This is a genomic window from Streptomyces sp. NPDC002896 (assembly GCF_040295225.1).
Lineage (GTDB): Bacteria > Actinomycetota > Actinomycetes > Streptomycetales > Streptomycetaceae > Streptomyces.
In genome coordinates this window covers 330,876-351,660 of sequence record NZ_JBEOVA010000002.1, presented here as the reverse complement: position 1 = coordinate 351,660, position 20,785 = coordinate 330,876, and the positions used below count along the sequence as shown (strand labels likewise).

22 protein-coding genes are annotated in these 20,785 nt (G+C 68.2%); 13 read left to right on the top strand and 9 right to left on the bottom strand.

Going from position 1 to position 20,785, the window contains the following annotated elements; translation table 11 throughout:
- Positions 1-230 precede the first annotated feature (230 nt).
- Complete coding sequence (locus ABT009_RS03840; protein WP_351289184.1) at positions 231-2,285, top strand: GTP-binding protein; 2,055 nt, start codon at positions 231-233, stop codon at positions 2,283-2,285.
- 85 nt (positions 2,286-2,370) lie between these two features.
- Here the strand turns inward: ABT009_RS03840 and ABT009_RS03835 are convergent, their stop codons facing one another.
- Positions 2,371-2,781: a DUF3662 domain-containing protein gene (locus tag ABT009_RS03835; protein ID WP_351289182.1), complete on the bottom strand. Its 411-nt coding sequence runs from the start codon at positions 2,779-2,781 to the stop codon at positions 2,371-2,373.
- A 195-nt stretch (positions 2,782-2,976) separates the two neighbouring features.
- Here ABT009_RS03835 and ABT009_RS03830 point away from each other — a divergent pair, with 195 nt between their 5' ends.
- The gene (locus ABT009_RS03830) at positions 2,977-3,276 is read left to right on the top strand and encodes a hypothetical protein (RefSeq protein WP_351289180.1); all 300 of its coding nucleotides are present in this window, start codon (positions 2,977-2,979) and stop codon (positions 3,274-3,276) included.
- Between the two features lie 236 nt (positions 3,277-3,512).
- Here ABT009_RS03830 and ABT009_RS03825 read toward each other — a convergent pair whose 3' ends face one another.
- Both ABT009_RS03825 and ABT009_RS03820 read right to left on the bottom strand, forming a co-directional pair.
- Positions 3,513-3,878, bottom strand: a complete 366-nt coding sequence (locus ABT009_RS03825) for a hypothetical protein (RefSeq protein ID WP_351289178.1) — start codon at positions 3,876-3,878, stop codon at positions 3,513-3,515.
- A 76-nt stretch (positions 3,879-3,954) separates the two neighbouring features.
- Positions 3,955-4,926: a cation diffusion facilitator family transporter gene (locus ABT009_RS03820; RefSeq protein ID WP_351289176.1), complete on the bottom strand. Its 972-nt coding sequence runs from the start codon at positions 4,924-4,926 to the stop codon at positions 3,955-3,957.
- A 297-nt stretch (positions 4,927-5,223) separates the two neighbouring features.
- Here ABT009_RS03820 and ABT009_RS03815 point away from each other — a divergent pair, with 297 nt between their 5' ends.
- The 3 genes from ABT009_RS03815 to ABT009_RS03805 all read left to right on the top strand — a co-directional run bounded on the left by ABT009_RS03815 (position 5,224) and on the right by ABT009_RS03805 (position 7,232).
- A complete protein-coding gene (locus tag ABT009_RS03815) occupies positions 5,224-6,309 on the top strand; it encodes a glutathione S-transferase family protein (protein ID WP_351289174.1) in 1,086 nt (361 codons plus the stop codon).
- A gap of 28 nt (positions 6,310-6,337) precedes the next feature.
- Positions 6,338-6,643, top strand: a complete 306-nt coding sequence (locus ABT009_RS03810; RefSeq protein ID WP_351289172.1) for a DUF4235 domain-containing protein — start codon at positions 6,338-6,340, stop codon at positions 6,641-6,643.
- 226 nt (positions 6,644-6,869) lie between these two features.
- Positions 6,870-7,232 (top strand): four-helix bundle copper-binding protein, encoded by a 363-nt coding sequence (locus ABT009_RS03805; RefSeq protein WP_351289170.1) that lies wholly within the window; start codon positions 6,870-6,872, stop codon positions 7,230-7,232.
- Between the two features lie 97 nt (positions 7,233-7,329).
- On the opposite strand, the gene ABT009_RS03800 is transcribed toward ABT009_RS03805, so the two are convergent.
- Together ABT009_RS03800 and ABT009_RS03795 are read right to left on the bottom strand one after the other, a co-directional pair.
- On the bottom strand, positions 7,330-7,854 hold the full coding sequence (locus tag ABT009_RS03800; protein WP_351289168.1) for a hypothetical protein: 525 nt from the start codon (positions 7,852-7,854) through the stop codon (positions 7,330-7,332).
- A gap of 201 nt (positions 7,855-8,055) precedes the next feature.
- Positions 8,056-8,436, bottom strand: a complete 381-nt coding sequence (locus ABT009_RS03795) for a DNA topoisomerase IB-related protein (RefSeq protein WP_351289166.1) — start codon at positions 8,434-8,436, stop codon at positions 8,056-8,058.
- A gap of 187 nt (positions 8,437-8,623) precedes the next feature.
- Between ABT009_RS03795 and ABT009_RS03790 the strand changes: the two genes are divergently transcribed.
- From ABT009_RS03790 to qcrB, 4 genes are all read left to right on the top strand, one after another.
- Complete coding sequence (locus ABT009_RS03790; protein WP_351289164.1) at positions 8,624-9,685, top strand: PHP domain-containing protein; 1,062 nt, start codon at positions 8,624-8,626, stop codon at positions 9,683-9,685.
- A gap of 174 nt (positions 9,686-9,859) precedes the next feature.
- The gene (locus ABT009_RS03785; protein WP_502989809.1) at positions 9,860-10,375 is read left to right on the top strand and encodes an SPW repeat protein; all 516 of its coding nucleotides are present in this window, start codon (positions 9,860-9,862) and stop codon (positions 10,373-10,375) included.
- 345 nt (positions 10,376-10,720) lie between these two features.
- The gene (locus ABT009_RS03780) at positions 10,721-10,966 is read left to right on the top strand and encodes a DUF5133 domain-containing protein (RefSeq protein ID WP_351289162.1); all 246 of its coding nucleotides are present in this window, start codon (positions 10,721-10,723) and stop codon (positions 10,964-10,966) included.
- Between the two features lie 207 nt (positions 10,967-11,173).
- Positions 11,174-12,808 carry a cytochrome bc1 complex cytochrome b subunit gene (qcrB, locus tag ABT009_RS03775; protein ID WP_351289160.1) on the top strand — a complete coding sequence of 545 codons (1,635 nt, stop codon included), beginning with the start codon at positions 11,174-11,176 and terminating at the stop codon, positions 12,806-12,808.
- Between the two features lie 15 nt (positions 12,809-12,823).
- Here qcrB and ctaF read toward each other — a convergent pair whose 3' ends face one another.
- The 4 genes from ctaF to ABT009_RS03755 all read right to left on the bottom strand — a co-directional run bounded on the left by ctaF (position 12,824) and on the right by ABT009_RS03755 (position 16,737).
- Entirely contained in the window at positions 12,824-13,213 is a 390-nt protein-coding gene (ctaF, locus tag ABT009_RS03770) for an aa3-type cytochrome oxidase subunit IV (RefSeq protein WP_351289158.1), read from the bottom strand.
- On the bottom strand, positions 13,210-14,952 hold the full coding sequence (ctaD, locus tag ABT009_RS03765) for an aa3-type cytochrome oxidase subunit I (RefSeq protein WP_351289156.1): 1,743 nt from the start codon (positions 14,950-14,952) through the stop codon (positions 13,210-13,212). The genes ctaF and ctaD overlap by 4 nt, the downstream gene beginning before the upstream one ends.
- Positions 14,953-15,081: 129 nt before the next feature.
- Positions 15,082-15,915, bottom strand: coding sequence for a VOC family protein (locus ABT009_RS03760; protein ID WP_351289154.1), 834 nt, complete (start codon positions 15,913-15,915; stop codon positions 15,082-15,084).
- Positions 15,916-16,170: 255 nt separating this feature from the next.
- The gene (locus ABT009_RS03755; protein WP_351289153.1) at positions 16,171-16,737 is read right to left on the bottom strand and encodes an ATP-binding protein; all 567 of its coding nucleotides are present in this window, start codon (positions 16,735-16,737) and stop codon (positions 16,171-16,173) included.
- Positions 16,738-17,104: 367 nt separating this feature from the next.
- Between ABT009_RS03755 and ABT009_RS03750 the strand changes: the two genes are divergently transcribed.
- The 4 genes from ABT009_RS03750 (at position 17,105) to ABT009_RS03735 (ending at position 20,721) form a co-directional block, all read left to right on the top strand.
- Complete coding sequence (locus tag ABT009_RS03750) at positions 17,105-18,589, top strand: aminotransferase class I/II-fold pyridoxal phosphate-dependent enzyme (RefSeq protein WP_351289151.1); 1,485 nt, start codon at positions 17,105-17,107, stop codon at positions 18,587-18,589.
- Between the two features lie 128 nt (positions 18,590-18,717).
- Positions 18,718-19,404, top strand: coding sequence for a HemK2/MTQ2 family protein methyltransferase (locus tag ABT009_RS03745; protein WP_351289149.1), 687 nt, complete (start codon positions 18,718-18,720; stop codon positions 19,402-19,404).
- The gene (locus tag ABT009_RS03740; RefSeq protein ID WP_351289147.1) at positions 19,388-19,639 is read left to right on the top strand and encodes a CDGSH iron-sulfur domain-containing protein; all 252 of its coding nucleotides are present in this window, start codon (positions 19,388-19,390) and stop codon (positions 19,637-19,639) included. Before ABT009_RS03745 ends, ABT009_RS03740 begins: the two co-directional genes overlap by 17 nt.
- Positions 19,636-20,721, top strand: coding sequence for an iron-containing redox enzyme family protein (locus ABT009_RS03735; protein WP_351289145.1), 1,086 nt, complete (start codon positions 19,636-19,638; stop codon positions 20,719-20,721). Before ABT009_RS03740 ends, ABT009_RS03735 begins: the two co-directional genes overlap by 4 nt.
- Positions 20,722-20,785: the final 64 nt, after the last annotated feature.

The window sequence follows — 20,785 nt, the reverse complement described above, 5'->3', positions numbered from 1 at the left end:
AGCCAGCTGGAAATGCCAGATGATCATGATCACCGGCGTGACGGTAGCGACGTCATCCCCCACAACGCCACCGAATTGGAGCGGAACAATTCGGTTGCCCGCCGGTGGGCCCGTCTGCTGCACTACCGAAGACCGAACTACCGGCTGACCCACCAAGGAGCAGTAGATGCGCACTGCGTTCATGTCCACGAAGAACGGAATCGTCACGCATCCGAAGGACATGGCACGCAGTGAAAACACTGAACTTGGGAATTCTCGCGCACGTCGACGCCGGTAAGACGAGCCTGACCGAGCGGCTGCTGCACGCCGCCGGTGTCATCGACGAGATCGGCAGCGTCGACCAGGGCAGCACTCAGACGGATTCCCTGGCCCTGGAACGGCAACGCGGCATCACGATCAAGTCCGCCGTCGTCTCCTTCGCCATCGACGACATCACGGTGAATCTGATCGACACCCCCGGCCACCCGGATTTCATCGCCGAGGTGGAGCGGGTACTCAATGTGCTCGACGGTGCGGTGCTCGTCGTCTCCGCTGTGGAAGGCGTACAGGCGCAGACCCGCGTACTGATGCGGACGCTGCAGCGGTTGCGCATTCCCACGCTCGTTTTCGTGAACAAGATCGACCGCAGCGGCGCACAATACGACCGCGTGCTGCGGCATATCTCCGAGAAACTCGCCCCGTCGTCGGTCCCGATGGGCTCGACGGACGGGCTCGGCACCCGCGACGCCCGGTACACACCCTATGCCGCCGACGACAAGGAATTCAGGTCCCTGCTGGTAGACGTGCTCGCCGATCAGGACGACGCGCTCCTTGCCGCGTATGTCGAGGACGAGACGACCCTTTCGTACGAACGGCTCCGGGACCAGCTGGCGGCACAGACCCGGCAGGCGTTCGTCCACCCGGTGTTCTTCGGCTCGGCCATCACCGGCGCGGGTGTGGGTGCGCTGATGGACGGCATCAGGGAACTGCTGCCTGCGGCGCAGGGCGATGTGGACGGGCCTGTCTCCGGCACCGTGTTCAAGGTCGAGCGCGGTCCGGCCGGGGAGAAGATCGCGTACGTGCGGATGCTCTCCGGAACCGTGCGCACGCGGGACAGGCTGAACTTCCGCAGCGACCACGGGAAACACGACGGCGATCTCGGAAACCCACATGAATGGAACCCGGTGGGAAACCGGACTGACGAGGCGGCGAAAGTCACCGCGATCAGTGTGTTCGAGCACGGCTCGGCCGTCCGGCGATCGTCCGTCACCGCTGGGCAGATCGGGAAACTCTGGGGACTCGGCGACATCCGAATCGGCGACGAGATCGGTATGCCGCGAAAGACACCCGCGGAGGGCGGCCATTTCGCTCCGCCGACTCTCGAAACGGTCGTGATTCCCGGCCACCCCACCGACAAGGGTGCGTTGCATACCGCACTGGCCCAGCTCGCCGAGCAGGATCCGCTGATCAATCTGCGGCAGGACGACATGCGGCAAGAGGTGTCTGTCTCGCTCTACGGCGAAGTGCAGAAAGAGGTCATCCAGGCGACGCTGGCGAACGACTTCGGCCTGGACGTCTCTTTCCGCGAGTCGACGACCATCTGCATCGAACGGCCGACGGGTACGGGTTCTGCTGCCGAGATGATCGGCAAGCAGCCAAATCCGTTTCTCGCCACGGTCGGGCTCCGGATCGATCCGGCACCCATCGGCTCCGGGATCGCCTTCCGCTTGGAGGTCGAACTCGGCTCCATGCCGTTCTCGTTCATCAAGGCGGTGGAGGAAACCGTCCACGACACCCTGCGCGAGGGAATTCACGGCTGGCACGTGACCGACTGCACGGTCACCATGACGCACTCCGGTTACTGGGCGCGGCAGAGCCATTCACACGGCGTCTTCGACAAGAGCATGTCGAGTACGGCCGGTGACTTCCGCAATCTGACACCGCTCGTCCTGATGACCGCCCTGCGGCAGGCCGGCACCACGGTGTACGAACCTATGCACCGGTTCCGGCTCGAGATCCCAGCCGACCTGTTCGGACCGCTGCTGCCAGTACTGGCTCGGCTGCGTGCCTTCCCACGTACACCTTCCACCCACGGGACGACCACCGCGCTGGAGGGCGACATCCCCGCGGCCCGGGTGCACGAACTGGAGCAGCTGCTGCCGGGCCTGACGCGCGGTGAGGGCGTACTGGAATGCGCCTTCGACCGCTACGAACCGGTCCGGGGCACTCCACCGACACGCCCGCGCACCGACCACAACCCGCTCAACCGCAAGGAATACCTGATCCATGTGGTGCGCCGGGTCTGACTGCCAAGCGGCACGGGTGGGCGCAGCGGCACCGGGGCGCTCCACCGCCGCACCACACACCATCTGCCGCTGCGCCAAACCCGCTTCAAGCCCCCGGGTGCACGGCACCGGTGTGCGCGGGCGCGATGCCGTGACTCCTGGCATTGCTCACCACGCGGTACCGGCCGTTGGGCGGACGACGGACCCTGGTCACGTGGACGGTGAGCGGACCCGCCCATTCATAGCCGTTCGTGTCAGCGTGCCGGTCCAGGACATCCGTGAGCACTTGGCCCACCTCGCCGCGTCGTCCGGCCAGTTCGTCGTGGATGGACCCGACGAGTTCGACTCTGTAGACGTTGGGGACCAGTACACGGCTCTCGCTGCACACCACAGCGTGGTCATCGCACTCCCGCCGCAGAGCGTCGAGCAGTTGGACGGGGTCGCTCCGGAAAACCTTGGCCAGCAGAGCGCTTTCCCAGCGCTCCACCCTCCGTTCCCATCGGCTCAGCGTTCCCATGCCGCACCGGGTTCCCCTGGAGGATCCATGCATGCGTCTCGTACGACCTCAACTGCCCGCCGCGACAAGGGGGCAGCGCCCGGCTCGCTCAGGCGTACGTCGAGTGATCGACAAAAATCGAGACCTTGATAACGGGACGGTTGCAGAACCGGCCGGATGCATTGCCGCGCGATCGCGAAGGACGTTGGTCAAAGCATGAACGCTTCTGCTGGTAATCCGATTCCGACGCCCGACGCGCAGCTTACAGGGGCCTACTGGCTGGACAGCCCAGTCGGTCATGCGGAGGACTGCCCGTGGTGTGAAGAGCTGCGCGAGTCGGAGAAACGTCGCACCGATGATCAGACAGTACGCAGTAACCTTTCCGCCCCTGGCAGGACCACGGTTGCGTACTCGCCGCGGCCGGGCGAGCTGAACTGCCTCACCGTCCGAGCGGCCATGCTCGCGACCGCACTCGCCACCATCATCGCGGCGGCCGCCTCGGTGGTACTGGGCTGAGCAACGGGACTGACGGGTACGGGCGACCGGCAGGAGCACCGGTATCGCCCGCCCGCCGCGGACCGGTCCGCATCGGCGTCCGGTCGCGATGCCTTCCGCAGACCGGGCCTTTCGACGTCCGCCTTCGCAGCCTTCCACGGACCGGCCCGCTGAGACGCACGGCTTCGCAGCCTTCCACGGACCGGCCCGCTGAGACGCACGGCTTCGCAGCCCTCCGCGCCTCCGGGCGGCGACGCTCAGTCCTCCCAGTCCAGCTGCTGTTCGGGAACGCCGACCGAGCGGCCGTATGCCTGCACCTGGGTGCGCGAGGCGGCATCCCCTCGTGGGTAGCGGAAGACACGACCGGCGAACACCACGAACGCCTCCGTCGTCGTGTTGTAGTTGACGTACCACGCACCCGGCTCCAGGCACCCGGCGATCGCCTCAGCCAGCCGCTCGGCGTCGGCCTCCGCGGCCTGGAAGTCCAGCAGGGTCCACCGTCCGGGCTGCCCGGCCGCCGCACTGCCGACCTCGATCCTCCGCACCGTTGTGACCTGCAACGGAACGCTGTTCAGCTCGCTGCCCACACGCAGGCTCTCTCCGATCAGCACGCCACTGAGCACGCCCCACTCCTCGTCATCTCGTCATCGACCACACGACATCAGCAGGACCACGCTACGACGTCGACGGGAGAGCGCTTCACCCGCGCCGTGCAGCACCAGCACGTCCCTGAACCAAGGGCTTTCCAGGCTCCTTCGGCGGTGGGGCCTCGGTGATGTCGAGGAAGATCTGGTCGGCCTCCGGCACGACGTTGGACACGGAGCGCTTGATGCGAACAGCGACGAGTTCGATCTCCTCGCTGTCCAGACCGGGAGTCAGATCGATCCGGGCGGCGACCAGCATCGAGTCGAGGCCCAGCTGCATGGTGAGAAGTGACTCCACGTTGTCGATCTCGGGCTGCGCGTCCAGGAGGGCACGGATCCTGCGGCTCGGTTCCTGGCCCGCAGCGCGTCCGATCAGATGTTCCCGAGAGTCGCGGCCCAGCAGGTACGCGACGTAGACCAGAAGCATCCCGATGGCGAGCGAGGCGGACGCCTCCCATACGACCTGTCCGGTGATCATATGGAGCACCATGCCGGTGATCGCCAGGACGACGCCCAGCACGGCCGTGCCGTCCTCGGCGAGGACCGTGCGCAGGGCAGGGTCGCGCGCCACCGTCTCGGCGGAACGCCCCTCCACACGCACCTGGTGAAGGGCACGCAGCAACGACGCGCCCTCGGCCGCCAACGCCACCCCCAGGACGACAAGCCCCGCCGCGTACCCGCTGCGGGACTCATGGGCGCCGTTACGCAGGGCCTCGACCCCCTGGAAGAAGGAGAAGCAGCCGCCCGTCAAGAAAATGCCGACGGCCGCCAGCAACGACCAGGAGAAACGCTCCTTGCCGTAGCCGAAGGGGTGCCGGCTGTCGGCGGGCCGGCGGCTGCGGCGCAGTGCGGCGAGGAGAAAGACCTCGTTGAAGCTGTCGGCCACGGAGTGGGCCGCCTCCGACAGCAGAGCCGGTGATCCGGTCAGAGCTCCGCCCGCCGCCTTGGCTACGGCGATCAGTAGGTTGGCGCCGAGTGCGACGAGCACGGTGACACGTGTCTTCCGGTCCGACGACGTCTCGCTCACTTCACTTTTCCTTCGCCTGCCTTCGCCTTCTGCCTTCTTCGTCCGCGGCCTTCGCCTGCGTCCTCGCGTCGCTTCCGGCCGAATGCCCCGACGGCACGGCCTCACACGGTCATCGAGCGGAACGAAGAGGCGAAAGAAGGCGTAATAGGGGCACTCGTCCTGCGACGCCTTCCGGACCGAGCTCCGGGACGGCCGTCCAGGAGCACGATCGGCGACGCGCCACAACAGCCGCCACAGTGCACTGCAGACGTCACGAGCCGCATTCGTCTCACATGCACCAGGAGGGAGAGACCAGGAATGAGCCGTACCGACCAAGGCAGGAGCCGCCACAGCGTCAGCGACGGCTACAACGACAGCGACGGCAACGGCGGTAGCAGCGGCGGCAACACCGAATACGGGCGCAAGGCCTTCACCCGGTCCAGGAGCCACTTCACGGACCGCATCACCGCGGACGAAAGGGACGGCTGGCCGGTCGAGGCAGGCCGCTACCGCCTGGTCGTCAGCCGTGCCTGCCCATGGGCGAGCCGTGCCGTGGTCTCGCGTCGCCTGCTGGGGCTGGAGAGCGCGCTCTCCCTGGCCATCGCGGATCCCATCCAGGACGACCGCAGCTGGCGGTTCACCCTTGACCCCGACGGCCGCGATCCCGTGCTCGGCATCCGCTACCTCAGCGAGGCCTACGACGCCCGGGAGACCGGCTACCCCGGCGGCGTCAGCGTGCCGGCGATCGTGGACGTACCCAGCGGCCGGCTGGTCACGAACGACTTCCGGCAGATCACGCTGGACTTCGCCACCGAGTGGACGGCGTTGCACCGCCCGGGCGCACCCGACCTCTATCCGGAAGGGCTGCGAGACGAGATCGACGAGGTCATGGCGGACGTCTACCACGACGTCAACAACGGCGTGTACCGGGCGGGGTTCGCGAAGCGCCAGAGCGAGTACGAAGAAGCCTGCGCGGGTGTCTTCCGGCGCCTGGAAGCGCTCTCGAAGCGGCTCGCCGACAGCCGTTACCTCGTCGGAGACACGCTCACGGAGGCGGACATCCGGTTGTTCACCACGCTGGTCCGCTTCGATGCCGTCTACCACGGCCACTTCAAGTGCAACCGGTGGAAGCTGGCGGAGGATCCCGTCCTGTGGGCGTACGCCCGCGACCTCTATCAGACGCCCGGCTTCGGTGACACCGTCGACTTCGATCACATCAAGCGGCACTACTACCGCGTGCACACCGGCATCAACCCGACCCGCATCGTGCCCGTCGGCCCGGATCTGGCCGGGTGGCTCACGCCCCATCACCGGCAGGAGCTGGGCGGGCGGCCGTTCGGCGACGGTACGCCGCCAGGACCGGTGCCTGCGGGCGAGGAGGTCCCGGCAACCGGACGTCCCTGACGCCCCGAACCGAGCGAAGGAGATCCAGGTGCGCAAGAAGAAGAAGCTTCCGGTCGTCTACAAACCGTTCGGCTTCGTGCTCGGCTGGGCGAGTGGAGCGCTGGCCGGTCTGACCTTCCAGGCGATGTGGAAGGCGCTGCGCCACGAGGAGGACGCCCCGGACGCCCTCGACAGGGAACGGACCTGGCGCGAGGTACTGCTGGCGGCCGCCGTTCAGGGAGCGATCTTCGCCGTCGTCCGCAGTGCGGTAGACCGGGCCGGCGCCAAGGCCATCGAACGCACGACCGGCGTCTGGCCGGAGAGCGGAAAGGACAGCAAGGGCGGCAGGCACTGACACCGCCGGGCCGGAGTATGCCCCGCGTCAGACGGTGCCCGGACTCCCTAGCGGAGGGAAGCGGACGCCGTAGCGGAGTGGAACGGATGCCGTAGCGGAGGGGAGCACACGCCGTACCGGAGGATGTGGACTGTTTGCGTCCGCCCGATGGCGCGCGGTGGCCGGGAGGCGTACGACGGAGGGGCGAGGGGACCCGGTTCGGGTCCCGGCAACCCGAGGAGGAATCATGCAGCAGCCCCAAACGGCCACGGCACTGAGCAAGGAGATGCAGGACTGCGTCGAGGCGTGCATGTCGTGCCACAGCATCTGCGAGGAGACCATGAGCTCCTGCCTGCAGATGGGTGGTCAGGCCCAGATGCAGATCATGCGGGCGCTGATGGACTGCACCGAGATGACCCGCATATGCGCGGACATGACAATGCGCAGGTCGCCCATGGCGGCCGAGATGTGCAGGATGTGCGCCAAGGCATGCGACATGTGCGCGGAGGCGTGTATGGCCATGCCGGAGGATCCGCAGATGATGCGGTGCGCGGAAGCCTGTCGCCGCTGCGCGGAGATGTGCCGCACGATGGCGGGTGCCGCGGCCTGAGCCCCTGACCCGCGATCGACCGCGAGTCGCGCGGCCGGTGCCGGAGGCGTCGCGCGCCTTCGGCACCGGCCGGTGCCGGGCTCACGGAATCAGGCCGTCAGGCCGTTCCCGTCTCCCCTTCGAGGAAGCGGCTGACCTGCGCTGCGATGCTGTCTTTGGCGGCGCCGGGCCGCTTCCCCCCGCACGCCGAAGGCTGTGGCACGCCGATGCCGCCGGCCCACACACAACGACGGGTCCATTCCTCGTCGGCCCTCAACTGGATCTGAACGTCGACGATCTCCAGCTGGTCTTCCCGACCGGCCGCGAAGATCGTGGCTGTTGCTCGGCGCAGCGGGTAGACGTCGAAGCCCTCGATGAACTGGGAATTCCGCCAGTCGAGAAACGCGCCTTCGCCGTCGCTGCCGATCCGGACGTCCAGTTGACCGTCCTCGAGCTGAATGGCGATCGATTGCCCGGTGCGATTCTCCACGGTGACGCGGAAGCTGAAGTAAACGAGATCTTTCGCGTGGTCGTCGCGACCCCGCGGCGGCTCGTCCTTTTTCAGGTCATGGACACGAACCCGGAGACCTGGGTGCTCGTCGTCGTACTCCTGCCAGTCCCCCACGATGTTCGGTTCGTGCACAATTCACCCCTCGGCTCCACAGAGCTGTTTCCTACCCGCGCGCGCAGCGGGGTGTCAAATACCCGAATCCAACATCGTTCCGCACTTTTTTCGGTTCCGTACCCGGTGACCAGGGCATCCGGTCGGGAACTGATCAATTAGAGTCGCTTTCTGCTCGAGTCCCGGTGTCGCACATCACTTACGGTCTCTTGATCCCCTCTGCTATGGGCGTAATGACACGCGGCTCAGCAGTTCCAGTACCGCCGCCTCCACCGCTCCCTTGGTGGCAGGCAGCCCGAACCGGCCGCGCTCTCCGAGCCGGCTCAACGCGGGGCGGTCGGCGACCGCGACCGCGGTGAGCACGGTCGCATAGAAGTACTGGCGGCGGCCGGCGTCGTCGGTCCCGACGGACTGAAGGTGGCCGCTGGGCCACGGGCAGTTCCATACGTCGCGCCAGGCGGGCGGAATCGCGAGCGCGCGTATCCGCGACAGCTGATCGGGGTCTGCGAGCGCCGCACCGGTGGGGTCCTGGTAGCGGAAGCCGCGACCGCACCGTACGCGGCGGAGGCCGGCTCGGTGGATATCGCTGGTCCGCAGTCGCACGGGCCTCCGGATCCCGGCCCGGCTGGTGCGCTCGAGCTGTGCCGTCCGTGTCGCCCTGCCGGGCCCGGCACCGCGAGCGGCAATGCTCACGCCGTGCAGGCCCGAGACCGCTGAGCGAACCTGTAGCCGCGGGCCCGCGACACAGCGGGCCGGGTGGGAGAGGCCGGACCGCCGGGAGGAGGTGCCCATGGATCCCGTCGAGGCACTCAAGCGGATCGCGTTCCTCCTGGAGCGGACCCAGGCTCCCACCTACCGCGTACGGGCCTTTCGCACCGCTGCCGACGCCGTCGCCGCCATGACGGACGAAGAGTTGGCGGACCGTCTCGCCGCCGGGACGCTGGAAGCGGTGAAGGGCATCGGGCCCAAGACGGCGAACGTGGTGCGCGAGGCGCTGGCCGGTGAAGTACCCGGCTATCTGGAGCGGCTCGAGCAGGAGGGCGCGTCGCCGCACCGGACCGACGGCGGCACGGACGGTGGCGGTGGGCGCCCCGGTGAGCGGTTGCGTGCGCTGCTGCGCGGCGACTGCCATATGCATTCCGACTGGTCCGACGGCGGCAGCCCCATCGCGGAGATGGGGCGGACGGCGGCGCAGCTGGGACACGAGTGGGCGGTGCTCACCGACCACTCCCCGCGGCTGACCGTGGCACGCGGCCTGTCGGCCGAGCGGCTGCGGGAGCAGCTACATGTGGTGGCCGAACTCAACGCGACATGGGCGCCGTTCCGGCTGCTCACCGGTATCGAGTGCGACATCCTTCCGGACGGGTCGCTCGACCAGGAGCCCGAACTGCTCGGACTTCTCGACGTCGTGGTCGTGTCCGTCCACTCCAAACTCCGCATGGACGCCCCCTCGATGACGCGCCGTATGGTCGCAGCCGTGCGCAACCCGTTGGCGGACGTGCTCGGACACTGCACGGGACGGCTGGTCTCGGGTCGCGGGCGGGCCGAGTCGGAGTTCGATGCGGACGAGGTCTTCGCCGCGTGCGCCGAGTCGGGCACGGCCGTGGAGATCAACAGCCGTCCGGAGCGGCTCGATCCGCCGCGGCGGCTGCTGCGCCAGGCCGTCGAGGCGGGCGTGCTGTTCTCCGTCGACACGGACGCGCACGCACCGGGCCAGCTCGACTGGCAGATCCTGGGCTGCGCCCGTGCCGAGGAGTGCGGGGTGCCCGCCGAGCGCGTCATCACCGGCTGGACGGCCGAGGAGCTGCTCACCTGGACGCGTACGCGCGAGACGCCTCATCGCGCTCACTGAGAGCGCTCAGAGCCCTCTGAGCGCGCTCACCGGCCCGCCACCCGGTGACCCACCGTGACGATTTGCCCTGTTTCTACGCTCTATCCATAAAGAAGAAATAAGCGCAGAATGAACATGTGCGGCATCCCGCCGCGACGCGGTCAGACTTGCAGGAACGGTAAGGAGACGAGTCTTATGGCCGACGTTTCGCACCGGGGCGACATAACCGCCCACCCCGACGTTTCCGAGATGCGGGACCGATACGCCCGCATACTGGGCGGACGTGATGTGGTACTCGTGGATGCGCCGGTGTTCCTCATCGGCCTGTACTGTGCCGCATCCCCGTGGATTCTCCACTTCGGCGCCAGCCAGCCCGCGCTCCTGGGGCACAACCTCATCATGGGGGTGGCCATCGGCCTGCTGGCCCTGGGCTTCACTGTCAACCCCGCCAGGATGTACGGCCTGAGCTGGGCCATGTGCGCTATCGGCGTCTGGATGATCATCTCTCCGTGGGTGGTCGGCCGGAGCCCCGACGCCGGCGTCATCGTCAACAACGTCATCATCGGCGCCCTCACCGTCCTGCTCGGCCTCGTCTGCGCCGGAGCAGCAGCGAAGACCAGCCGCGAGGCGAAGACCAGCCGCGAGGCGACGACAGGCCGGGCACCAGTGGCCGAGCCGTACGGCCGGACGGAGGCGCGACCCGACGTGTGAGGCGGGAGGCGCTGAAGCCCGAGGTGTGAAGCATCCACCCACGTTCGAAGGAGGAGTCAGCCGCGTACCACGGAGCCTGCGGCCCGGGAGTACGCGGCTGCTCTGCTGTGCGGCTGCCTTGCCCTGCTCGGCGTGGCGAGCCGTCTCGCACCATGCAGGAAGTGAAGTTGAAGCGCCAACAAGAGGCATTCGGGTGAAGGCGCGAAAATTACTCGTGGAGCAGCCTGGCTGGCGTACAGCCCGGCGCACGGCCTGGCGTAACGACATGGCCCGCAAGGCAAGGGTCCCTCCCGCGCTCGGCGCCCGGCACAACGAATCCCAATCCGTCCGGAGGGGAGCAGTGCAATGCTTCAGCCCGACAAGGCACGGGTCGCCCGCCTTCTCAACCGTTATCGCGCCTGGGAACGCATGATGCTCGCTGATCCGTCCAATCTCACGGTGCGCCGAAGGTTCGAGGACACCGCCTACACCTTGTGCGTACTCATGGGCCGGCGCAACGCACGCGAGGCCGCCCTGGCTGCGGAGAGCTACCTGTGGCCGCCGCACCGCGCGCAGGCTCAGACCCAGATCCCCCACGAAGCCGACACATAGGAGGAAGACACAAGGACGCGCAGGCCGCGTCGGCCGGTGGATGCCCGGTCAGGTCCGCGCTTCGACACCGTAAGTGACCGCTTGTACGTTTGCCGCTGTTCTGCCTAATCCCCGCAGTCCGCACGATTGGCCGGACCGCTCCCCGGTTACCCATCAGCACACCTGAACACTCAGCGCATCCGTGGTGACCAGGAGTGATGGTGACGCATGCTGTTCCGCAGGCGGAGGGAGAGGCTGACAGCGTCCGCGAAATCGGCGGCGGTCACGGGTTTCGAGGCGCTTGACGCCCGGCTGCCGGCATCCGAGGCGGGCCGGGGCCTGATGCGGAAAGCGTTCCCGGACCACTGGTCCTTCCTGCTCGGCGAGCTCGCGCTGTACAGCTTCGTGGTCCTCGTCCTGACGGGCACCTATCTCACCTTCTTCTTCGACCCGGGCATGACCCCGAGCGTCTATGAGGGGAGCTACGAGCCTCTGCGGGGCCAGGCCATGACGCAGGCCTACGCCTCCACGCTCGACATCAGCTTCGACGTCCGCGGTGGGCTGCTGATCCGGCAGATCCACCATTGGGCGGCGCTGGTGTTCGTCGCCGCCATCGGGCTGCACATGCTGCGGATCTTCTTCACCGGTGCCTTCCGCAAGCCGCGCGAGGTCAACTGGATCATCGGGATTACCCTGTTCCTCCTCGCCCTTCTGGAGGGCTTCGCCGGCTACTCGCTGCCGGACGATCTGCTGTCGGGCACCGGAATGCGCACGGCGCACACCATCGTCATGTCGATTCCGGTCCTCGGCACCTACCTCAGCTTCTTCATCTGGGGCGGCCCGTTCCCCGGTGAGGACATCCTTCCCCGGCTCTACGCCATCCACATTCTGCTGGTACCAGGCCTGCTGGTGGCGCTGATCATCGTGCACCTGATTCTGATCGTGTATCTCAAGCACACGCAGTGGGCCGCGCGTGGCCGGACCAACCGCAATGTGGTCGGTCAGCCGATGTTTCCTCAGTTCACTGCCAAGTCCACGGGCCTGTTCCTGATGGTCTCCGGTCTGCTGGCCGGACTGTCGGGGGTCGCGCAGATCAACCCCGTCTGGCTGTACGGCCCCTACCGCGCCGACCAGGTGGCCACGGGCGCGCAGCCCGACTGGTACGTCGGTTTTCTGGAGGGGGCCATGCGCATCATGCCGCCGTGGCAGACCACGGTGGCCGGGCACACGGTGATGTGGAACGTGTTCCTTCCCGCGGTGGTCCTGCCGGGCGTGCTTTTCCTGGTGCTGTTCGTGTATCCGTTCTTCGAGCGGTGGGTGACGGGCGACCGGCGGGAGCACCACCTGTGCGACCGGCCTCGCAACCGGCCCACCCGTACGGCTCTGGGCGTCGCCGGCGTCGTGTTCTACGCCGTTCTGCTGCTGGCGGGCGGCAATGACGTGATCGCGTTTTCCTTCCTCGTCTCCGTCAATGCGCTGACGTGGATTTTCCGTATCGGGGTCTTCGTCGGCCCTGTTGTGGCCTTCGTCGTCACGAAACGGCTCTGTCTGGCTCTGCAGGACCACGAGCGGCGGCTGCTGCTCGAAGGGGAGGAGACCGGCGAGGTGAGCCAGAGCGTCTACGGCGGGATCAGCGAGAGCCACCGCCCGCTTGACGCGGGCCGGCGCTACCGCATCCTGGTGCGCGACATCCCTCGCCCGCTGCCACCGCCGCAGGTCCCCGCAACGCGTCTGCAGCGGCTGCGGTCCGGCTTGAGCTCCTGGTACTACGGCGACCGCGTGGAGATGCCGATGACGCCCGAGCAGCAGCGCCGTGTCGAGGAGATCCTCGCCGAACCGTCCACCGGCGAGGCCAGGAAGTAGCGCCAGGAGCCGACTTCACTCGCCTCTGTGGACGTACTCGAAAACCATCCCGATCACACCGCCGCCGAGGATTCCCAGCCCGATGACGAAAAGCCACAGGCCGTACACGACGCCCAGGGCCGCCACCGCCACGCCCAGAGCGGTCACCGGCGGATAGGCACTACGTGGCGGGAAGAAGTCCAACGCGCCCACGCGTTCGGCCACTTCCCCGCGCTTGCGGTCCTCCGGCCGGGTCCCGCCGAGCCGGTACTTCCGCGTGAAGAAGAGCGCGATCAGGCCGGACATCAGGAACGAGACCGTCAATGCCGCAGTGCCGGCCGGGTCCTGGGCGGACCAGGCGTAGCCGAGGCCCGTGACGAAGAAGAATCCCGCGACCCCGGCGAAGAGCCAGGCTTCGGTTTTCACACGCTGTACCTTCCGTGGGAATCGGGGCTCGGTCTCTCCCTGTCCTCTCCCGTCGGTTCCTCCCTGCCGACCTCGGTGCGGATCCTCGTCCTGGCCTCGGGGTGATGCAGGTCGAAGGCGGGCGAGTCCGAGCGGATTCTGGGCAGCGCAACGAAGTTGTGTCGCGGCGGAGGACAGGACGTCGCCCACTCGAGGGAACGCCCGAATCCCCAGGGATCGTCCGTGTCGACCCTGGGGCCGTGTTTCGCGGTCTTCCAGAGGTTGTAAAGGAATGGCAGCGTGGACAGGCCCACCAGAAAGGCACCGATGGAGGAGATGCTGTTCAGGACGGTGAATCCGTCCGCGGCGAGGTAGTCGGCGTAGCGCCGCGGCATGCCCATCTCACCGAGCCAGTGCTGGACGAGGAACGTCACCTGGAATCCGATGAACAGCGTCCAGAACTGGATCTTTCCGAGGCGTTCGTCGAGCATGCGGCCGGTCCACTTCGGCCACCAGAAGAAGAACCCGCCGAACATCGCGAAGACCACGGTGCCGAACAGCACGTAGTGCAGATGCGCCACGACGAAATACGTGTCGGTGAGCTGGAAGTCCAGCGGCGGCGAGGCGACCAGCACACCGCTGAGTCCGCCGAGCAGAAAGGTGACCAGAAATCCGACCGCCCACAGCATCGGTGTTTCGAACGAGACGCTGCCGCGCCACATCGTGCCGATCCAGTTGAAGAACTTCACCCCCGTGGGTACCGCGATCAGAAACGACATGAGGGCGAAGAACGGCAGCAGCACCGCTCCCGTGGCGAACATGTGGTGGGCCCAGACGACCGCGGAGAGCATGGTGATGACGATGGTGGCTCCGACCATGCCCAGATAGCCGAACATCGGCTTGCGGCTGAACACCGGAATGATCTCACTGACCACACCGAAGAACGGCAGGGCGACGATATAGACCTCGGGGTGGCCGAAGAACCAGAACAAGTGCTGCCAGAGGATCGCGCCCCCGTTGGCCGCGTCGAAGATATGGGCACCGAATTTCCGGTCCGCGACCAGGCAGAGCAGCGCCGCCGCCAGTACGGGAAATGCCAGCAGCGCCAGGATGGACGTGAACAGGATGTTCCAGGTGAAGATCGGCATCCGGAACATCGTCATGCCCGGCGCCCGCAGGCACACGATGGTGGCGATGAAGTTCACCGACCCCAGCGTGGTGCTGAGGCCTGCCAGCACCAGCCCCATCGCCCACAGGTTCCCGCCGGCGCCAGGCTCGTAGATGCCGCTGTTGAGCGGCGCGTACGCGAACCAGCCGAAGGAGGCCGCTCCGCCCGGGACCACGAATCCGGAGACCACGATCAGCCCTCCGAACAGGAACAGCCAGTAGGTCAGTGCGTTCAGTCGCGGGAAGGCCACATCGGGTGCCCCGATCTGCAGCGGCATCACGGCGTTGGCGAAGCCGGCGAACATCGGTGTGGCGAAGAGCAGCATCATGACCGTGCCGTGGATGGTGAACAGCTGGTTGTACTGCTCCGAGGACATCAACTGCAGCCCCGGCCGGGCGAGTTCGGCCCGCATCAGCATCGCCAGGAAACCGCCCAGCAGGAAGAACCCGAAGGCGGTCACCATGTACATGTTGCCGATGACCTTGTGGTCGGTGGTCGTCAGGTAGGTCAGCAGCCTGTTCCCCGCGCCGACCCGGCGGCTCGGCCCCGCCTCCGGAGCCGGTTGCGCCACCTCTTGACCGAGCTGGGGCATGCACCCTCCGTACGCCGAGGACAGGCCTGACGCCACCACGGCATCAGCGCGGCAGGTGCTTAGCCGCGGCCGGGCGGCCGCAAACCTGCGCTCGGCCGTTCGGTCCAGCGCGCCGGCACGCGTCCGGCGTCACTTGCGGAGCGCGCCATGACCCCCGTCGGCGGAGCGGGGTGCGATGGTGAACAGCCCGCCCTCCGGGTCGCGCAGAGTGATCTCCTCGCCGAGGTTCGTCTTCTGCTCCTCCATGATCGTGCCGCCGAGCTTGACCGCGACCTTCGCCGCCTCGTCCACGTCGGGGACGGTGAAGATGACCTGCCAGCGGGGTCTGATCGTGGGGTCCGACGCGGCTTCGAGGGCACCGGAACTCAGACGGGCGAGGATGTGCCCGCCGCAGCGCAGGAGGACTTCCTCGTCCTGGTAGTCGGTCTCGCAGCAGCCCGGCTTGCCGCCGGACCATTCCAGGACCTGTCCGTAGAAGATGGCCGCCTCGAAGGCGTCCCGGGTGCGCAGCCGCAGCCAGGCCGGCACTTCGTCCTGCCAGGTCCCCCAGCCGGCGAAGAGCTCGCCCTCCCAGATGCCGAAGACGGCGCCGTCACGGTCGGCCGCGAGCGCACCGCGTCCCGCTGAGAAGGTCATCGGCCCGACCGCGATCGTGCCGCTGCGCTCCCTGATGCGCGCGGCGGCCTCGTCGGCGTTGCTGACGGCGAAGTACGGCGTCCAGGCCACGGCCACCTGCAGTGCTTGCGCGAGTGCGCCGATGCCGGCGACCGGCCTGCCGTCCTGGAGGGCGATGCTGAACTCGTCGCCGAGCCTGGCCGACCGGAACTTCCATCCGAGGACCGCGCTGTAGAACTCCTGCGCGTCCTCGAGATCGCGGGTCATCAGGCTCACCCAGCAGGGGGCGCCGTAGACGGCATGGCTCGTGGTCGTCGGTGCGGGGTGTGCCGTGGTTTTCTTGTCCATCGCAGTCAGCGTCTCGCTCGTATGAAGGCTCGCCGGGCCCTTGGGACCGACGATCACCTCTGTCTTCCGGCCGAGGGCGTCCCCCGGGGCCGCTTCCCCGGGGAAGTCGGGTGCGGGACGCCCATCGTCCGTCGGGAGGCCGTGCGGCGCTCGTCGGCGGCACTGAGCCTATGGGCAAGTACCCACTTCCGGGCGCCGGACACGGACGGGCATTCCGTAACGAATGCGCCATGAATGCACCACGGCCCCGGGCCGTCAGGCCCGCTGTCGCACCAGGCGGGCGGCGGGCACGACCTCGACGAGCTCACGCTCCGGCTCCTCGCCGTCGCCGAGGCCGATGAGCGGCATGCCGACCGGGACCAGCGACGGGCTATCCGGAGCCCGCTTCGCCTCCTGCAGGAACGGCGCGGGCCTGGACCAGGCCAGCGGTTCGCGGTCGAGGGCCTTGACGCGCCTGGAGAACCAGACGAGCTTGCCGTCGGGGGTTCCGTAGGCGCCCCAGCCGTCACTCATGGCCGCGATCCGTGCGAGACCACCCCGCGCGGGGCCCAGCAGCCGCGGCATACGGCGGTCGTAGTCGGCCACGGCGGCTATCAGGTTCTTGCCGTTCCACCACAGCTCGACGACACAGCGCTTGTCGTCGCCGGTGTGCTCCACGACGTTCAGCATCAGCTCGTCGACGCCGCGGCACATCGGGCCGATGTGGTTCTGCAGCCGCCAGTACCTGAGATGCGCGGCCACGATGCGCCTGATCTGCGGAACCCGTTCGCGGCGCGCCTCTACTTCGACTATGTAGTAGCTGCTGTTGACCGGAACGTTCATTGTCTTGGCTCCTCACCCGCGAAGCTCACTGAGTTTGCCTCGCCCGACTGGGCGAGCCCCGAACACGAAGCGTGAGCAGTGGTCGCTTCTGAGTTGCCTCCAGCGTGGGGGCATGACTCCACTCCTGCAACAGGAGCACCCTCGGTAGCCGACCACGCCTCTGGCCTGCGGACTTTCTCATCACCAAACTACTCGATCCACCACGCTGTGTAACTCGCCTGCAACATTGAGTGGCCGTTCGGTCCGGCGCGGCGCTCCCCATACGGAGTAGGGGGTGTGGCGAACGCGCAACCGCGCAGTCGGGCGCGTGCCCCGTACCGGGCGAACCGCGGTGTTCGAAACGGCCGCACCGAGGAAGTCATCCCCCATGGACCACACACAAGCCCCGATACTGGAGGCCCTGCACCGCTACCACCAGCACGGCGAGCTGGCCTTCACTCCACCGGGACACAAGCAGGCACGCGGAGCGGACCCCGAGGCCCGGGAGGTGCTGGGGGACTCGGTGTTCCACTCCGACGTCCTCGCCTCCGGCGGCCTCGACGACCGGCGTACCAGCGGCGACGTGCTGCTCCGTGCCGAGCGGCTGATGGCGGACGCCGTCCATGCCGAGCACACCTTCTTCACCACCTGTGGCAGTTCCCTGTCCGTGAAGGCGGCGATGCTCGCGGTGGCGGGTCCGCACGAGAAGCTGCTGGTGGGGCGCGACGCGCACAAGTCGGTGATCGCCGGGCTGATCCTCTCCGGCATCGAACCCGTATGGGTCGACCCGCAGTGGGACGCCCGGATGCGGCTGGCCCACGCTCCCACACCCGCGGCCTTCGAATCGGCGTTCTCCCGCCATCCCGACGCCCAGGGCGCGCTGGTGACCAGCCCGACGCCGTACGGAAGCTGCGCGGACCTCGAAGGCATCGCCGAGGTCTGCCATGCGCGCTCCGTGCCCCTGATCGTGGACGAGGCGTGGGGCGCGCATCTGCCGTTCCATCCGGACCTGCCCTCCTGGGCGATGGACGCGGGCGCCGATGTCTGCGTCACCAGCATCCACAAGATGGGCAGCGGTCTGGAACAGGGCTCGGTCTTCCATCTGCAGGGGGCTCTGATCGACCCCACGCACCTGAAGTCCCGGGCCGATCTGTTCGGCACCACCAGCCCCTCCGTGCTGATCTTCGCCGGTCTCGACGCCTGGCGCCGGCAGATGGTGCTGCGCGGCGAGGCCCTTCTGGAGAGCGCTCTCACACTGGTCCGCGAGGTGCGTGCCGACATCGAGGCGATCCCCGGCCTGCACGTGCTCGACCATTGCGACTTCGTCGCCAGCGGCCTGGCGGCCGACATCGACATCCTGCCCGTGGTCATCGACGTCACCGGACTGGGCACGAGCGGCTATCGCGCGGGGGACTGGCTGCGCGACCGGCGAGGCATGGACATGCATCTCGTGGACCACCGGCGCATCAGTGCCCAGCTCACCCATGCGGACTCGACGGCCACCACGGGGCCGCTGCTGAGCGCGCTGCGGGACCTGGCCGATCACGCGGGTGACCTCGCGGGCGCACCCGACGTAGCGGTGCCGAGCGGCGACGACATGCGCATGGAGCAGACGTGCCTGCCACGCGACGCGTACTTCGGTGAGGTGGAGGACGTGCTGGTGGAGGAAGCCGCCGGACGCGTCGCGGCCGAAATGCTCACCCCCTACCCACCGGGCATCCCGGCCGCGCTGCCCGGGGAGCGACTCACCGACGACGTCGTGCGCTATCTGCGGACCGGTGTCGAAGCCGGTATGCACCTGCCCGACGCGGCGGATCCCAAGCTGGGCACCATCCGGGTCCGGTCGGTCCGGGACCCGCACGGACCCGGATGAGGGCGCGGAGGCTCTCACACCGCGTAGAGCGCTCTCACACCGCGGCCCGACGTGTGGCTTACTCCCGACGGGGCACCCGCAGCCCGACGGAAACGAGTGGCCGGTGTGCCGCGTGACGGAGGTGTCGGATGACCACGGCAGCAGCCGTGCGGCTGCCCGGAATGGACCATGTCCTTACGCTGCCGGGGGTGTACGCGCCGCAGTACGACACGTATCTGCTGGCTGAGGCCCTGCGCCGGGAAGCCGCGGGAGCCGGCACGGACGTGCTCGACGTGGGCACCGGAAGCGGAGCTCTGGCCCTGTACGCCGCGCGCCTGGGCGCCCGAGTCACCGCCACGGACATCTCCCGGCGGGCCGTTGTGACGGCTCGGCTGAACGCGCTGCTGGCCGGGCGGCACATCTCCGTACACCGAGGGGACCTGCTGGAGCCGGTGCGCGGCCGGTCGTACGACATCGTCCTCAGCAACCCTCCCTACGTGCCGACGCCCCCCGGATCCCTGCCTCGGAACGGCGCGGCCCGCTCATGGGACGCCGGTCCCGACGGGCGGGCGTTCGTGGACCGCATCTGCGACGCGGCGCCGTCCCTGTTGCGCCCGCACGGCGCGCTGCTCCTCGTGCACTCGGCCCTGTGCGGGACCGAGGCCACCCTGCAGCGCCTCTCCGCCGCCGGGCTGTGGGCCGAGGTCACCGACCGGATGTCCGTCCCGTTCGGGCCGGTCGTCCGCTCCCGGCTGTCGTGGCTTCGCTCGCGCGGCCTGCTGGACATCAACGACGAGCAGGAAGAGCTGGTGGTCGTCCGTGCCGAACGCATCTGACCGCCCCCGCCGTGTCACCATCGAGCGAGACGGGCCCATCGTGGTGGAGGGACCCGTGGAGGTCGTCCTGGAGGACGGCAGCGTGGTCACCTCGCAGCGGTTCGCCGTAGCGGTCTGCACCTGCCGGCGCAGCCGTACGTATCCGTGGTGCGACACCAGCCACCGCCGCCGCGTCAGCCGAGTCAGGGGCGAACCGCGGCAGCCGGGCTCCAGGCCGGACGGAGCCGCAGAATGACCACCTCGCAGGAAGGCCGCCCGGTGACCTCGCCACGGGAAGAACGGCGCAGGCTGGTGCAGTCGCTGCGCAGGCGGCCCGCCGGTACCGTACTTCCGCAGCCGCGCGGCGCCCTGTCCGCCTCCGTGATCCCGGCGCTGCAAGGCGCCGCGCACCCCCTGCCGGGGCACGCGGACGTGGCCCGCGCCGACCCGTACGGCGAGGATCTGCATCTGGCCCTCTACATCCTGTACGAAATGCACTACAGGGGCTTCGAGGGAGTCGACGACCACCTCGAGTGGAACGCCGGTCTGCTGGGTCTGCGCGGCATCCTGGAGGACCGCTTCCTCACCGCCCTGCGGAAGGACACTCCGCACGGCAGGAGCGTGGACGACGCGCTCGCGGACCTGCTCGTAGAGCCGGTCGCTGACGACGGCACCAGCGTCACCCACTTCCTCAGGAAGCACGGGCAGTTGTGGCACCTGCGCGAGTATGCGGCGGTGCGTTCGCTCTACCACCTCAAGGAAGCCGACCCGCACGCCTGGGTCATCCCGCGGCTGCGGGGCCGGGCCAAGGCCGCCATGGTGGCCGTCGAGTACGACGAGTTCGGCGCCGGCCATGCGGAGGACATCCATGCCCGGCTCTTCGCCGACCTGATGGCGGACCTGGGTCTGGACACCACCTACGGCCACTACGTCGACGTCGCACCCGCCGAGGGCCTGGCCACGGTCAACCTGATGTCGCTGTTCGGACTGCACCGGGTCCTGCGCGGTGCGCTGGTCGGGCACTTCGCGTTCGTCGAGGTGACGTCGTCGCCCGGTTCACGGCGGCTCGCGGAGGCCATGCGCCGTACGGGCGCGGGTCCCGCCGCGGAGCGCTTCTACGACGAGCACGTGGAGGCCGACGCCGTGCACGAACAGGTGGTCCGTCATGACGTCATCGGCGGCCTGCTCGCCGACGAGCCCGCGCTCGCGCCCGACGTGGCCTTCGGCGTCGACGCCACCGGTCTGCTCGAGGACCGGCTCGGGCGACGGCTTCTCGAGGCCTGGCACGACAACCGCACCGCCCTGCGCACCCCGCTCCCGGACGTCTCGTCCTCATGAACTCCCTTTCAGGGAGTGAACCGATCTCCTCGAGTCCGTCTCGTGGAATCGCCCCGAGGACGAT

What these genes read in the sequence shown, in the direction of transcription:
- ABT009_RS03835 (WP_351289182.1), bottom strand. Translation starts at nt 2,781, where the DNA reads ATGGGAACGCTGAGCCGATGGGAACGGAGGGTGGAGCGCTGGGAAAGC.
- ABT009_RS03830 (WP_351289180.1), top strand. Translation starts at nt 2,977, where the DNA reads ATGAACGCTTCTGCTGGTAATCCGATTCCGACGCCCGACGCGCAGCTT.
- ABT009_RS03815 (WP_351289174.1), top strand. Translation starts at nt 5,224, where the DNA reads ATGAGCCGTACCGACCAAGGCAGGAGCCGCCACAGCGTCAGCGACGGC.
- ABT009_RS03805 (WP_351289170.1), top strand. Translation starts at nt 6,870, where the DNA reads ATGCAGCAGCCCCAAACGGCCACGGCACTGAGCAAGGAGATGCAGGAC.
- ABT009_RS03790 (WP_351289164.1), top strand. Translation starts at nt 8,624, where the DNA reads ATGGATCCCGTCGAGGCACTCAAGCGGATCGCGTTCCTCCTGGAGCGG.
- ABT009_RS03785 (WP_502989809.1), top strand. Translation starts at nt 9,860, where the DNA reads ATGGCCGACGTTTCGCACCGGGGCGACATAACCGCCCACCCCGACGTT.
- ABT009_RS03780 (WP_351289162.1), top strand. Translation starts at nt 10,721, where the DNA reads ATGCTTCAGCCCGACAAGGCACGGGTCGCCCGCCTTCTCAACCGTTAT.
- qcrB (WP_351289160.1), top strand. Translation starts at nt 11,174, where the DNA reads ATGCTGTTCCGCAGGCGGAGGGAGAGGCTGACAGCGTCCGCGAAATCG.
- ctaD (WP_351289156.1), bottom strand. Translation starts at nt 14,952, where the DNA reads ATGCCCCAGCTCGGTCAAGAGGTGGCGCAACCGGCTCCGGAGGCGGGG.
- ABT009_RS03760 (WP_351289154.1), bottom strand. Translation starts at nt 15,915, where the DNA reads ATGGACAAGAAAACCACGGCACACCCCGCACCGACGACCACGAGCCAT.
- ABT009_RS03755 (WP_351289153.1), bottom strand. Translation starts at nt 16,737, where the DNA reads ATGAACGTTCCGGTCAACAGCAGCTACTACATAGTCGAAGTAGAGGCG.
- ABT009_RS03750 (WP_351289151.1), top strand. Translation starts at nt 17,105, where the DNA reads ATGGACCACACACAAGCCCCGATACTGGAGGCCCTGCACCGCTACCAC.
- ABT009_RS03745 (WP_351289149.1), top strand. Translation starts at nt 18,718, where the DNA reads ATGACCACGGCAGCAGCCGTGCGGCTGCCCGGAATGGACCATGTCCTT.
- ABT009_RS03735 (WP_351289145.1), top strand. Translation starts at nt 19,636, where the DNA reads ATGACCACCTCGCAGGAAGGCCGCCCGGTGACCTCGCCACGGGAAGAA.